The sequence below is a fragment of the Sorangium sp. So ce321 genome (assembly GCF_051530195.1).
Classification (GTDB): domain Bacteria; phylum Myxococcota_A; class Polyangia; order Polyangiales; family Polyangiaceae; genus Sorangium.
The window spans coordinates 9302341-9316210 of the sequence record NZ_CP150329.1; the positions used below are offsets into that span (position 1 = coordinate 9302341).

Sequence of the window (13870 nt, forward strand, 5' to 3'; positions counted from 1 at the left end):
ACGCCTTCACGGGTCGACCGGGGTCAGTTGACCTCGTTCTGGCACGTGGCGCTGCAGTCGTCCCCGCTCGAGGTGTTGCCGTCGTCGCACTCCTCGTACGGCAGCTGCCGCGTCCCGTCGCCGCAGTGCGGGCCGAACACGCAGCCGGGCGCGCACTCGCCGTAGCCGCCGTCGTTCACGCCGTCGTCGCACTGCTCGGGCGGCGTCTGGGTCACGCTGTCGCCGCAGCGCGGGCCGATCACGCAGCCGGGCGCGCACTCGCCGTAGCCGCCGTCGTTCACGCCGTCGTCGCACTCCTCGCCGAGCTCCCGCTGCACGCTCCCGTCGCCGCAGACGGCGCCGATCCGGCAGCCGAGGCAGCCCATGCTGCCGTCGTTCACGCCGTCGTCGCACTCCTCGCCCCACTCGGCCTGGATCGCCTCGTCGCCGCACCGCGGCGCGTCGCCGCACTCCGGCGTGCAGCCGCCGTAGCGACCGTCGTTCACGCCGTCGTCGCACGTCTCGTCCGGCGCCTGGACCACCGTGTCGCCGCACCGCGGCCCGATCAGGCACTCCGGCGAGCACCCGCCGTAGCGCCCGTCGTTCACGCCGTCGTCGCACTCCTCGCCGAACTGGCTGTCGATGTTCTCGTCGCCGCAGCGAGGAGCCGCCACGCAGCCCGGCGCGCACGCGTCGGAGCCGTAGCCGCCCAGGTTGGTGCCGTCGTCGCAGATCTCGTACGCGTTGGTCCGGACGCCGTCGCCGCAGTAGAGCCCCAGCGTGCAGCGCGTCGAGCAGTTCCCGTAACCCGGGCCGTTCTCCTCCGCGTCGTCGCACTGCTCGTCGGGCGTGACGATGCCGTCGCCGCACACGGGCTCGCAGACGGACGGGGCCGCGTTGAAGCCGCCGAGCGTCAGCTTGTAGCTGGACGCCGTGGTGTGGCGCTCCGCCTGGAACACGACGACCTCGTAGACGCGCCCCTCCGTGAGGCCGAGATCATCCATCAGCACGGTCCCGCGATCGTCCTCCACGCCGGCGACCTCGCCGGTCCCCATCGGGGTGTGGATGCCGCCGAGATCGATGCGGAGCCGGTTGTTGATGAACACCCAGACGTCGTCGTCGCCGTAGAAGTCGAGCCGCTCGCCGCCGTGGTACTCGAACCAGTAGCGGACCTCGCTCGTGAAGTAGAAGTTGTGGTTGCCCGCGTCGGCCCAGTCGTTCCACGGGTCGAGCGCCTGGCGGTTCGCCTCGCGCTGCGCCGCCGGCACCGACGGGTCCTGCCACCCCCTGCCGTCGAGCGGGAAGAACCCGTGATCCTCGAACACGAACACGTCCGTGGCCCCGGCGCGCGTGAGCGTGAGCAGGTCCACGACCGTCTTCGACAGGGTCGAGTCGTTGTACCAGCGGTTGAAATCCGTCGCGTTCGTGAGGAAGGCGTCCGCCGGCGGGGACGCGGCGAGCCGCGGCTTGCCGTCGGCGCCGAGCGTCGCCTGCACGAGCCCCCTCAGGAGGACATTCTCCGGGTTGCGGTCAGGCTCGAAGTTCGGCGCGTTCTCCTTGAAGTCGCGGAGCACGATCGGCACCTGGAGCTCGTCGCCGAGGACCGCGTCGTTCGTGCAGCTGTAGCCCGGCTCGACGGCGCACGCGGACGAGCAGCCGTCCCCGTCCGTCGTGTTGCCGTCGTCGCAGGCCTCGCCGCCGAGGCGCAGCCCGTCGCCGCAGGCGGAGGTGCAGCCCGTGTCGCCGCAGTCCGGCTCGACCTGGCAGAACGGCGTGCAGCCGTCGCCCATGTTCGCGTTGCCGTCGTCGCACGGCTCGGAGCCCTCCCGCTCGCCGTCGTTGCAGACCGTGTCGCGGCAGATGTAGCCGCCGGCCGCGGGCTCGCACACGAGGCCCGGCTCCCACCGGCACTCGGCGCTGCACCCGTCGCCGTCCTCGGTGCCGCCGTCGTCGCAGTCCTCCCTGGCGACGACCCTCCCGTCGCCGCAGACCGCCGTGCAGCGGCTCCCCGCGCGCGCGCAGTCGAACCCGGCCTCGACCTCGCAGGCGGCGGAGCAGCCGTCGCCGGAGGCCGTGTTGCGGTCGTCGCACCCCTCGCCCACGCCGATCTGACCGTCGCCGCAGACGACCGTGAACGTGCAGTGGATGCCGTCCGGGCACACCCACCCCGCCTCGACGAGGCAGGTCGGCGAGCAGCCGTCGCCCGACTCCGTGTTCGCGTCGTCGCACCGCTCGCTCGGCCGCAGCTTGCCGTCGCCGCAGCGCTCGACGGGCCGGCACGGCTGCCCCGGGACAGGGCACGTGATGTTGCCGGGGTCCTCGAGGGCGCACACGTCGGAGCACCCGTCGCCGGGGGCCGTGTTGCCGTCGTCGCAGCCCTCGCCGGCCGAGACCCGCGCGTCGCCGCACGTGTGGAGCCGGTAGCACGGCACGCCCGGCCTCGGGCAGACCCAGTCGCCCGGCTCGCGCTGGCAGCGGTCGTCGCAGCCGTCGTCCGCGGCCGTGTTGCCGTCCTCGCACGTCTCGCCGGGCTCCACGTCGCCGTTGCCACAGGCGATCGTCGTGTGGCACCCGTCTTCCGGATCGCAGGCGCAGTACGGCTCGATCTTGCAGGCGCCGGAACAGCAGTCGCCGGGGAGGCTGTTCCCGTCGTCGCACGCCTCGCCCTCGCGGTTCATCTCGCCGTCGCCGCACGCCGGCTCCACGGCGTCGCACTCCGGCGGAGCATCCGGCAAGTCGCACGGATCGCCCCCGCCGCTCCCCGAGGCGGGGCCGACCGTGATGAACCCGCCGAGGCCGCCGGAGCTGTCGTCGCCGCCGGAGCCCGTGGCGCCGCCCGCGCCCCCCGCCCCGCCCACGCCGCCGCCCGCGCCGTCGTCGCCGCCCTCGCCGCCGTCGTCGCCGCCGCAGGCGACGAGCGGACCGGCGACCAGGACGAGCAGCACGGAAGAAAGAGTCTTTGCCAAGCGCATTGATGCCACCATCCCAACCCGCTTCAGAAGAGCGTCACGTTGTCCAAGGAATGCCGCGGAGCGCCTCGGCCGACGAGATGCGCTTCCGGGGACGGCGTGGGCGCGCGTCGCACAGGGCTCCTGCGCGCGCTCGCGTGTAGGTAAGCGCCGTCCCCAGGGTGATCGCAACGCAAACACCGCGATGTTGCAAGCGGATTTCGCGCCGTGGCGGGTTTGCGACGCCCCGCTCGCCGCGCGGTCACGGAATCCGCGCCGGTGCGCGGGCCAGCGGGCGGGCCAGCGGGCGGGCGGCGCGCGGGCTTGACATCTCCTTCCACGTTCACACCCCCGCGCCCGCGCCATCTCGTCCCCCGGCTCTGGCGGAACGGCTGTACCCTGGCCGCGGGGGAAGCCGGGCCCGCGCTGGTCCGGCGCGGGGGCGGCGCGGAGCTGACCACGCGGACCAGGCGGAGCACACGGAGCAGGCATGGTGTCGACAGGGGCGCTGGAGGGCGCCGCCCGGACGGCGGGGGCGCCGCCCCCGAAGCCGGCGGAGACGCTGGACGGCGGCAACTACGAGGTCATCCGGCGGCGGCTCGTCGAGCGCGCCGAGGAGCTCGGCCGCCGCGCCGAGGCGCTCAACGCGCGGCGGAAGCAGGTGTTCGGCGGCGCCGACCTCGCGCTCCTCGAGAACGCGCGCGTCAGGACCGAGAACAACTGCCTGCCCCGCGACATCGTGAGCATCCGGGGCAAGCTGCTCGTCGGCTACCTCGTGTTCATGGGGCTGAAGGAGGTGAACGTCGGCGACGTCTTCAGCCTCCACCGCTTCGCGAAGGAGGGCGGCGCCTTCGACCTGTCGCCCGTCCCGCTCGACGAGGGCGACGCGTTCCTCGGCGACCCCGGGTTCGTCAAGGAGTTCAAGGACCTCCACCGCTACGTCAAGGAGCCCCGGCTGCTCCAGCTCCGGCGCAGCGACACGCGGCTGCTCGCCATCTTCCAGGTCGGCGCGACCGAGCGCGACACGAAGGTGTTCCGCTGGAGCATCGACGCGACAGGGCGCATCCGGTACCTCGACGCGCGCGGCGAGGAGGACAACGTCCGGCCGCGCCACCACGACTTCGCCTGGACGCAGTCCACCCGCGACGACCACGTGCAGGGCAAGCACCCGCACGTCTCGATCCTCGGCGAGATCTTCGTCGAGACGGTCGGCGGCGACCTCACCGTCAAGGTCGAGAACAACACGACGACGGGGCTCGGCATCTACCGCGAGCCGGTCGACGACGCGGGCCAGGCGCTCGACGACGCCGACATCCAGTACGCCCGCCTCGGGCCGCTCATCCTGCTCAAGATCAAGCCGTTCCGCGAGCCTTCATACCGCTACCTCGTCTACAACAGCCGCACCCGCAAGGTCGTGCGCATCGACGCGATCGGCCTCGCCTGCCTGAGCCTCCCCGAGGACCAGGGCATCGTGTTCCCGAACGGCTACTACCTCGTCACCGGAGAGACGAAGCGCTTCGAGGGCAGCACCGAGAGCCTTGTCTTCGAGCGGGTCATCCGCTCGCCCAACGGGGAGGACGTGCTCTACGTGTTCCACCAGGTCGTGGAGGGGCGCTACGTGCTCTTCCCGTACAACCTGATCCGCAAGGAGATCGCGACCCCGATCCAGTGCCACGGGTACAGCCTCTTCGACGACGGCAAGATGGTGATCTTCCGGGCGTCGGGCGACGAGGCGACCCGCGTCCACCCGATGCAGATCTGGCAGACGCCGTTCATGACCGCGGAGTTCGCGGCGTCGGCGCCGACCGACGGCTCGTACCTCGCGAAGGTGGGCAACGCCGACCTCGTGCGCGGCATCTCGGACGCGCTCAGCCTGCGGCGCGCGGCGATGGACGGGTCGCCGACCCGCCAGACCTTCGAGGACCTCATCCGGACCGCCGGGCGGATGACCGACGCCTTCTACTGGCTCGGCCACGCCGAGGCGGGCGACCTCCTGTCGACCGTGACCGAGCTCCGGGCCGTCTCCGAGAGCATCGTCGACGAGTTCGAGAAGGTCGAGGCCATCAAGGCGCGCGCGGCGAGCGCGCTCGCCGAGACCGAGGCCGCGCAGCGGCAGCTGCTCGGCGGGGTGCGGCCCGAGGACGCGGCGAGCGTCGACGCCTTCCTGACGGCGCTGACCGCCCTGCGGCGGCAGCGGGGGCACCTCATCACGCTCCGCGAGCTCAAGTACATGGACCTCGGCCGCGTCGACGCGCTCGAGGCCGAGGTCGTCGCGCGGGCCGACGAGGTGAGCCGCGCGTGCGTGACGTTCCTGCTGGGCGAGCAGGCGTTCCGCCCCCTGGCCGACCGGCTCGCGGGGCTCATCGCGAAGATCGAGGCGGTCGCGAAGTCGCCCGAGCTCGCGCCGTTCGCCGCCGACCTCGACGGGGTGAACGAGGGGCTCTCGGTGCTCGCCGAGATCGTGGCGAGCCTCAAGGTCGACGACCCCACGTCGCGGACGCGGATCCTGGAGGGGATCAGCGAGGTCTACGCGCAGCTCAACCGCGCGCGCGCGACCCTCACCGCCCGCGGCAAGGACCTCCGGGGCGCCGAGGGGCGCGCGGAGTTCGGCGCGCAGTTCAAGGTGTTCGGCCAGAGCGTCTCGAGCGCGCTCGCCGTCTGCGACTCGCCCGAGCGCTGCGACCGCGAGCTCTCGAAGCTCCTCGTCCAGCTCGAGGAGCTCGAGGGCAAGTTCGGCGAGTTCGACGAGTTCCTCGGCGAGCTCGCGGCGAAGCGCGAGGAGGTCAACGACGCCGTCGCGGCGCGGCGGCAGGCGCTGCTCGACGAGCGGCAGCGGCGCGTCTCGAACCTCGTCGCCGCGGCGGACCGGATCGTCCAGGGGGTGACGCGGCGGGCGCGCTCGTTCGCGAACGCGGACGAGCTCAACACCTACTTCGCGTCCGACCCCATGGTCGCCAAGGTCCGCGACCTCGCGGCGGAGCTCCACGCGCTCGGCGACAGCGTGAAGGGGGACGAGGTCGAGGCGCGGCTCAAGTCGGCGCGGCAGGACGCGCTCCGGGCGCTGCGCGACCGCGAGGACCTGTTCGAGGGCGGGGGCGACGTCATCAAGCTCGGCCGCCACCGCTTCAACGTGAGCACACAGCCGCTGGAGCTCACGCTGGTCCCGCGCGGCGAGGGGCTCGCGCTGCACCTCACCGGGACCGACTTCTTCGAGCCGATCGAGGACCCGGCGCTCGCGAGCGCGCGCGACCTCTGGGGCCAGGAGCTCGCGAGCGAGACGCCGGCCGTGTACCGGGGCGAGCTCCTCGCGGGCGCGATGCTCGCGGACGCGGAGGCGGGGCGGGGCGGGCTCTCCATCGACCGGCTGCGCGAGGCGGCGCTCGGCCCGGGCGGGCTGCTCGCCGCGGTGCGCGCGTACGCGGAGGGCCGGCACGACGAGGGCTACGAGCGCGGCGTCCACGACGCGGACGCGGCGCTCATCCTGGAGAAGCTGCTCGCGCTGCGGGTCACGGCCGGGCTGCTCCGCTTCGCGAGCGCGCCGCGGGCCCTCGCCTGCCTGTACTGGGCGGGGCTCGAGCCGCGCGCCCGGGATCTCGCGCACCGGCGGGCGCGGAGCCTGGGCCGGCTCGCGGCGCAGCTCGGCGAGAGCGAGGCGCGGGCGGCGCTCGCGGCCGAGCTCGCGGAGGGCGTTTCCGCGACGGCGGCGGCGCACCGGCTCACGGCAAGCGTCGCGGACGTGCGCGTCGCGGCGCGGTACCTCGTGGAGGAGCTCGCGGCCGAGCGCCTCCGGTTCGTGACGAGCGACGCGGCGCTCGCGCTGCGCGACGCGCTGCTGTCCCACCTCGACCTCGCGGGGGGCCGCGCCGCGTTCGAGGAGGACCTCCGGCAGCTCGAGAAGCACCCGGCCGAGCGGCTCCAGCTCGCGCTCGCGTGGCTCACGGGGTTCGTCTCCCGAGATGCGGTCAACGATGGGGGCTCGCCCGGCAAGCCGGGCTCTGCCCCCAAACCCCCGCGCGCCCCCCTGAGCCACCTCGCGCTAGAGGCGGCGGTCGTCATCGTGACCGAGCGGCACCTGGAGCGGGAGCCCAGCGGGGCGGTGACCGAGGCCCGCGTCGAGGGGCTGCTCGGCCAGCACCCGCGGATCAGGGACCGCGCGCTCGCGCTCCGGCTCGACGAATTCCTGAGCAGGATCGAGGACTTCCTGCACGAGCGGGCGCCGCGCTACCGCGCCTACAGGAAGGTGCGGAGCGAGATCGCGGAGCGCGAGCGGCGGCGGCTGCGGCTCGAGGAGTTCGCGCCCCGGGTGCTCACGTCGTTCGTGCGCAACCGGCTGATCGACGAGGTGTACCTGCCGCTCGTCGGCGCGAACCTGGCGAAGCAGCTCGGCGCCGCGGGCGACATGAAGCGCACCGACCTGATGGGCATGCTGCTGCTTATCTCGCCGCCGGGCTACGGCAAGACGACGCTGATGGAGTACGTCGCGAGCAAGCTCGGGCTCGTGTTCATGAAGGTGAACGGGCCGTCGCTCGGCCACCAGGTGACGTCGCTCGACCCGGCCGAGGCCCCGAACGCGACGGCGCGCCAGGAGGTCGAGAAGATCAACCTGGCGTTCGAGATGGGCAACAACGTGATGCTGTACCTCGACGACATCCAGCACACGAACACGGAGCTCCTGCAGAAGTTCATCTCGCTCTGCGACGGGCAGCGCCGGATCGAGGGCGTGTGGCGCGGCCGGACGAGGACCTACGACCTGCGCGGCAAGAAGTTCTGCGTGGTGATGGCGGGCAACCCGTACACGGAGTCGGGGGCGCGGTTCCAGATCCCCGACATGCTGTCGAACCGGGCCGACACGTACAACCTCGGCGACATCCTCGACGGCAAGGAGGAGCTCTTCGCGCTGAGCTACCTGGAGAACGCGCTCACGTCGAACCCGACGCTCGCGCCCCTCTCGGGGCGCGCGGCGGGCGACACGCACCGGCTCATCCGGATGGCGCAGGGCGAGGCGGTGGCCGCGACGGAGCTCGAGCACGCCTACTCCGCGGCCGAGGTCGCGGAGATCGTCGCCGTGTTCGAGCGGCTCTTCCAGGTGCAGCGGGTGCTGCTCTCGGTGAACCTCGAGTACATCCGCAGCGCGTCGCAGGACGACGCCTTCCGGACGGAGCCGCCGTTCAAGCTGCAGGGCAGCTACCGGAACATGAACAAGCTGGCCGAGAAGGTCGTCGCGGCGCACACGCCCGAGGAGATCGACCGGCTCATCGACGATCACTACACGAGCGAGTCGCAGACGCTCACGACCGGCGCCGAGCAGAACCTGCTCAAGCTGGCCGAGCTGCGCGGCCGGATGACGCCAGAGCAGCAGGCGCGGTGGGACGAGATCAAGAGGGGCTTCGTGCGCATCAAGCGCATGGGCGGCAAGGAGGACGACCCGGTGGTGCGCGTGACCGGCACGCTCTCGATGCTGGGCGAGCAGCTCGAGGGCATCCGCGGGGCGATCGGGAAGGCGGCCGCGGTGGCGCAGGCGGGCGACGCGCGGGCGCGGGAGATGAAGCAGTGGCTCGCGCCGGAGATCGAGCGGCTCTCCGGGGCGCTCAAGGGGGTGGCGCAGCCCCGGGTGGAGGTGAAGGTCGAGACCGATCGGTCGGTGTCGGAGTTCGTGGGCCACCACCTGTCCCTGGTGGAGCGGCTCGTGGCGCCGCTCGCGAAGGCGACGACGCAGAGCGCGTTCGGCATCCGGGCGATCGAGGCGCAGGTCTCGGAGCTCGGGCAGGCGCTCCGGTCGCTCGACGAGCGGGTCCGCGCGGCGGCGCGCCCGCAGAGCCAGCCGCCGCCGCCGCGCTTCGAGGCGCGGCTCGGGGCGGAGTCGCCGGCCAACTTCTACCGGACCGCGCCCGCGGCCGACGTGGTGGAGCACGGCGGCATCTTCGTGCCGACGTTCCGGCAGCCGCCGGCGCGGGGGACGACGGTCGCGCTCAAGCTCCCGTTCGCGGAGGGCGGCGAGATCGACGCGGTGGCGGTGGTCGAATGGACGCGCGACGCGCAGGACGAGGGTCCGGCTGGGTTCGGGGCGCGCTTCGTGCGGCTCTCGGGCGAGCAGCGCGAGCTCGTGGAGGGGTTCGTACGTCAGCGTGAGCCGATGCTGCTCCGCGCGTGAGGCGCGCGGCCGGGTGATGGCGCGCGTGCGCCAGGATGGCAACGTTCACAACCGCACGGCTGCCGGCGCTCGCGTGCGATAGCCTGTCCGCGCTCGCGTGTGATCGCTTGCTGGGTCCGTGACGCACGTAGAGGCGGAGGTGCTCCACGCGATCACAGCGCCCGAGCTCAGCCGCCAGCGCGCCGCCCGTTCCGCACAGACGGGCAGACGCACGGGACAGTTGCCTGCATGAGCAGTGGAGGCACGTCCCTCGCGCGTGTTATCACCGTGCCGCGACGCGTATCGTCAGCGATGGCCAGGACTCGAAGCCCGCGCTCCGGCGCCGGGTATGCAGGAGCTTCGGCGCATGAAGATGATGACCCTCGGACCCTTTGATGGGAACGCGTGGCTGCTCGGGCGGAAGGTGGAGCGAACGGTCGCCGAGTGGAAGGAGCCGGCGCGGCTCGCGATCGTGGCCATGCCCAGCGGGATGAAGCACGAGGAGTACCTCGCCGCGATCGAGGACGCGACGGGCATCCCGGTGATCGGGGCCACCACCGGCGGGGCGTCGTTCACGGAGCGCGGCTTCAGCAAGAGCGGGGTGACGTGCGCGTTCCTCGGCGGCGCGAACGTCGAGGTGGCGTGCGCGGCGGCGCGCGAGCTGCGCGCGGATCACGTGAAGAGCATCCGGGCGGCGCTGAGCGACATGGACGAGGCGGTCTCGAGCAGCGGGCCGCGCAGCGGGTCGCCGAGCTCGATCCTGGTGCTGGCGGACGCGTTCGCGTGCGACGGCGACGAGCTCGTCGCGGCGCTCCGCCAGGGTGTGCCACCGCACACGCGCGTCTTCGGCGGGACGGCGGGCGACGGGTGGACGTTCGAGGGGGCGCGGGTGTTCGTGGGCCGCAAGGCGCTGACGGACGCGGCGATCCTCGTGCGGCTGACGCACCGGCACCGGATGAACATCGACGTGGTGCACGGGTTCCGCGCGGCCGAGGGTGGGCGGGATTTCACGATCACCGACATCGAGCGGAACGTGCTGAAGACGCTCGACGGGCAGCCGGCGGCGCGGGTGTATGAGGAGGAGCTCTCGCGGCTCGGGTTCAGGTCGAGCGGCGAGGGGCTGCTCCAGACGATGGCGAAGCACGCGCTCGGCGCGAAGACGCCCTTTGGCGAGGCGCTGAAGATCAGGTCGCCGATCGCGGTCCGGGGGGACGGGGCGGTGGTGCTGACCGGGGGGCTGGCGCGGGGGCAGGTCGTCCGGGTGGTGAACGCGGGGACCGACGCGCTGCTGCAGGCGGCAAAGAGCCTGTCGACGAAGGTGCTCGGGCCGCTGCCGGCGGTGTCGGGCTCGCTGGTGTTCGACTGTGCGTCGCGGTACCGGCTGCTGGGCGAGCGGTACCGCGAGGAGGTGCGCGCGTTCCTGTCGCCTCACGGGGGGTCGCACCCGATGTTCGGGATGGCCTGTTACGGGCAGATCGCGAAGTTCGGGGGGAGCGTCGAGGGGTTCCACAACACGAGCTCGGTCATGGTGGCATGGGGGGAGTCGGACCAGGGGACGGGGCCGGCCAGCGGGTGAGCTGCGGCTCCAGGGTCGTGCCGAGCTGACCGGCCCGACGAGCCCCCTCTCCTCGGGCCTACCGCCTTGCCAAAAGGGGTGCGAGCCGCAGCGGGTTTACTGAAGGGGTGAACAGGAAACCCCGAGAAAATAAACCACAGAGGCACAGAGGCACAGAGGGCACAGAGGGCACAGAGTTTTTCTGTTGTTCCTCTGTGTCCTCTGTGCCTCTGTGGTTCAAATCTCTTCATTCCCGGGCGTTTCAAGCTGATCGGTGCTCTAGAGGTTGGTCTCGAAGTCGGCGACCCCCGCAGGCACCTCCTCGAGGAACTGGCGATAGCGCTCGTCCCCCTCGAGGAAGACCTTCATCCACGACAGCCCATAACGCCCGATTTGCCCGCTCATGCTCGCGGGGTCGTTGGCGATGTCGTGACTGCCGCCCTCCACCTCGAGCAGCATCTTCGGCGTCGAACCCGGGATGCTCTCGTAAAAGCCTTGCGACTGCGTGCCCGCCAGCGGATCGTTCGTGGCCGCGAACAGGAGCGAAGGTACCTTGTTCGTCGAGAGCTCGACGTCGGGGCTCCAGCCGCAGAGGGAGATCGCGGCCCTGAGCTCGGGATGGGCGTTGGCCGTGATCAGCGTGCCGCCGCCGCCCATCGACCATCCCATCACCGCCAGGCGGTCGCTGGCGATGCGCCCGGAGAGCGGGCCGCCGGCACGATCGCCCTCGGACTTGAGCGTCTCGAGCGCATCCAGGAGCGCCTCCGAGCGCGCGGACGGCTGGTCGAGGCCAGAGTTGGTGCCGATGGTGATGGTCACGATGCCGTGCGACGCCAGAAAAGGCCCCCACGGCGCGATGGACGACTGGGGCGACACGAACCCCGGCACCACCGCGACCCCCGCGAACGGCGGAGCCGCGTTGGTCGGGTACCAGATGGTCGCATCCGCGTAATCAGGGCCGTCGCGAAACCCGTCCGTGTAGCTCGCCACGTCGTAGGGCCCCCCCACGCTCGCAGACGCCTCGCTCGGAGCCTCGCCCCGGACGAGACCATCTCCTCCGGCCTCAGCCCCGGCACCGCCTCCGGCCCCAGCCTCATCGGCAGGGGGTACGACAGCAGGGCCGCCGCCGTCGCCCGCCGGCGGCGACTGCTGGCTGCTCCCGTCGACTGCCTCGCCCGCTCCACAAGCGGTGAGACAAACCAACCCCATGGTCACCAGCAAACGCACAGAAACTCGCATGGTAAGACTCCCGAACAGCGAAGCGACGGCAAGAACACTTCCACAGCCACGCACGTCGACGCAAGCACCACGCGCAAGCGCAGCACGCCAGATGAAGGCGAGGACACAGGGCCAGCTCGCACGACAGAGGGACATACGACGACAGAGCACCGCGCGCACAACGACGCTGCCGCTGGAGTCCGCATCTCACACCGTGCGAACCCTTTGCACGAGCCGCGGAAACTTCTGATAAAGCTGCGGACAATTCTGACGCAGCAAACACACGTTCTTCTCACGAATGATTCTATATCTGTTACGATGAGCTCATCGCGGCCGTCGAGCCAGCTTATCTCTCAGGAAGCTCGCGGCTGACCCAGGGCATGCTCGCGCCGCGCGCGGTCGAACGCGCGCGGGCCGCTCCACGCCTGGCGCAGCCGCGTGCTCTCAGCCTCACAAGGACGGAGGATATTCTTATGAATCTTGCACCCTGGCAGAAGCTCTCGTCGCAGCGAGGTCGGCAGTCCCGGAGCGGGAGCGACGAGCAGCGTCGGGAAAGGGACGACGAGCGGCTCGTGAGCTCATCGGGTCCGCGCCCGGTCCAGGGCGGCCTCGCAGGCGCGCATCCCGCCGCGCGGCTCGCGCTGGCCGGGCTGCTCGCGGCGCTGGGCGCGTGCGTCGCCGGAGAGCCCGACGACGCCGAGCTCGGCGACGAGTCGCTGATGGCCGCCGAGAGCGGCCTCTCGGCCGAGCTGAGCTACCAGCCGCTCTGGGGCGGCCGCTACTGCGCCGCGGTCACCGTGTCCAACGACGGCGCGAGCGCGACAACGTCGTGGAGGGTCGTCACCGACGTGAAGGGCGCGACGGTGACAAGGTCCTGGGGCGCCGTTTTCTCGAGCAGCGGCACGCTCCTGACAGCCACGCCGACCGCGAGCAACGCGCGCATCGCGCCCGGCGCCTCGGTCACATTCAACTTCTGCGCGACGGGCACCACGCGCCCGACGATCTCGTCCGTGACCGGAGGCGAGACGTCGACCGGCACCGGCGGCTCGGGTGGCGCTGGCGGCACCGGCGGCTCCGGTGGCGCTGGCGCCGCTGGCGGCGCTGGCGGGAGCGGTGGTACGGGGGGAACCGGCGGCTCGGGGGGCGCTGGCGGCGCCGGCGGCTCCGGTGGCGGCGCCGGCGGCAGCGGCGGCGCCGGTGGCAGCGGCGGCGCCGGTGGCAGCGGCGGCGCCGGCGGCAGCGGCGGCTCGGGGGGCGCCAGCGCGCCGAGCGCCCTGCCCGCGGCCCGGGAGGCGTGTCCGACGATCGCCACCGGGACGATGACCTTCCTCGGCCGCGAGGTGCGCGTGTGGGCCGGCGCGCGGTCCGCCACGCCGGCTCCGGTGGTCATCTACTGGCACGCCACGGGCTCCCGCCCGCAAGAGGCGGTGACCGGCCTCGGACAGGCCGCCATCGATGAGATCACGGGCCGCGGAGGTGTCGTGTTCGCGCCCAACGCGTACGATGGCCACGGCGGCGAGGACGGCACGCGGACCACGGGCAACAACGTGTGGTACGTGGGCGACTTCAACACGAGCGATGAAGCGCTCGCGTGCGCCATCCAGCAGCGCAACATCGACACGCGCCGCATCCACTCGCTCGGGTTCAGCGCGGGCGGCCTCCAGGCCGCGTACATGGCCTATGCGCGCTCCGGCTACGTCGCGAGCGTCGTCACCTACTCGGGCGGCACGACGGGCTTCGGCACGCCGCCGCTCCAGGACGCCACCAACGCGCCGGCCGTCATGGGGGTCCACGGCGCGGAGGGCTCCGACGTCGTCGGCATCGACTTCGCGCGCGCCAGCGCGGCGTTCGAGAGCGACATCAAGGCGAAAGGCGGCTTCGCCATCGACTGCGACAGCGGCGGCGGACACCGCATCCCGTCCGGCATCGCCCCCTCCAGCTGGCAGTTCCTGAAGGACCACCCGTACAAGGTCGCGCCGCGGCCCTACGCGTCGGGTATCCCGTCGAGCTTCCCGACCTATTGCAGGATCCCCTGAGCTC

5 protein-coding genes are annotated in these 13870 nt (G+C 72.1%); 3 read left to right on the forward strand and 2 right to left on the reverse strand.

Translation table 11 applies throughout. The annotated features are described in order from the left end of the window. Positions 1-23 precede the first annotated feature (23 nt). Positions 24-2951 carry a DUF4215 domain-containing protein gene (locus WME89_RS34305; protein WP_438003860.1) on the reverse strand — a complete coding sequence of 976 codons (2928 nt, stop codon included), beginning with the start codon at positions 2949-2951 and terminating at the stop codon, positions 24-26. A gap of 466 nt (positions 2952-3417) precedes the next feature. On the opposite strand from WME89_RS34305, the gene WME89_RS34310 reads away from it, so the two are divergent. Both WME89_RS34310 and WME89_RS34315 read left to right on the forward strand, forming a co-directional pair. Then, the gene (locus tag WME89_RS34310; RefSeq protein WP_438003861.1) at positions 3418-9078 is read left to right on the forward strand and encodes a DNA repair ATPase; all 5661 of its coding nucleotides are present in this window, start codon (positions 3418-3420) and stop codon (positions 9076-9078) included. Between the two features lie 346 nt (positions 9079-9424). Further along, a complete protein-coding gene (locus tag WME89_RS34315; RefSeq protein WP_438003862.1) occupies positions 9425-10633 on the forward strand; it encodes an FIST signal transduction protein in 1209 nt (402 codons plus the stop codon). 258 nt (positions 10634-10891) lie between these two features. Here WME89_RS34315 and WME89_RS34320 read toward each other — a convergent pair whose 3' ends face one another. Next, positions 10892-11986, reverse strand: coding sequence for a dienelactone hydrolase family protein (locus tag WME89_RS34320; RefSeq protein ID WP_438003863.1), 1095 nt, complete (start codon positions 11984-11986; stop codon positions 10892-10894). A 317-nt stretch (positions 11987-12303) separates the two neighbouring features. On the opposite strand from WME89_RS34320, the gene WME89_RS34325 reads away from it, so the two are divergent. Then, positions 12304-13866, forward strand: a complete 1563-nt coding sequence (locus WME89_RS34325; protein WP_438003864.1) for a cellulose binding domain-containing protein — start codon at positions 12304-12306, stop codon at positions 13864-13866. Positions 13867-13870 lie beyond the last annotated feature (4 nt).

Excerpts from the sequence above, each read along its gene's own strand:
- WME89_RS34305 (WP_438003860.1), bottom strand. The coding sequence starts at position 2,951 with ATGCGCTTGGCAAAGACTCTTTCTTCCGTGCTGCTCGTCCTGGTCGCC.
- WME89_RS34310 (WP_438003861.1), top strand. The coding sequence starts at position 3,418 with ATGGTGTCGACAGGGGCGCTGGAGGGCGCCGCCCGGACGGCGGGGGCG.
- WME89_RS34315 (WP_438003862.1), top strand. The coding sequence starts at position 9,425 with ATGAAGATGATGACCCTCGGACCCTTTGATGGGAACGCGTGGCTGCTC.
- WME89_RS34320 (WP_438003863.1), bottom strand. The coding sequence starts at position 11,986 with ATGTCCCTCTGTCGTGCGAGCTGGCCCTGTGTCCTCGCCTTCATCTGG.
- WME89_RS34325 (WP_438003864.1), top strand. The coding sequence starts at position 12,304 with ATGAATCTTGCACCCTGGCAGAAGCTCTCGTCGCAGCGAGGTCGGCAG.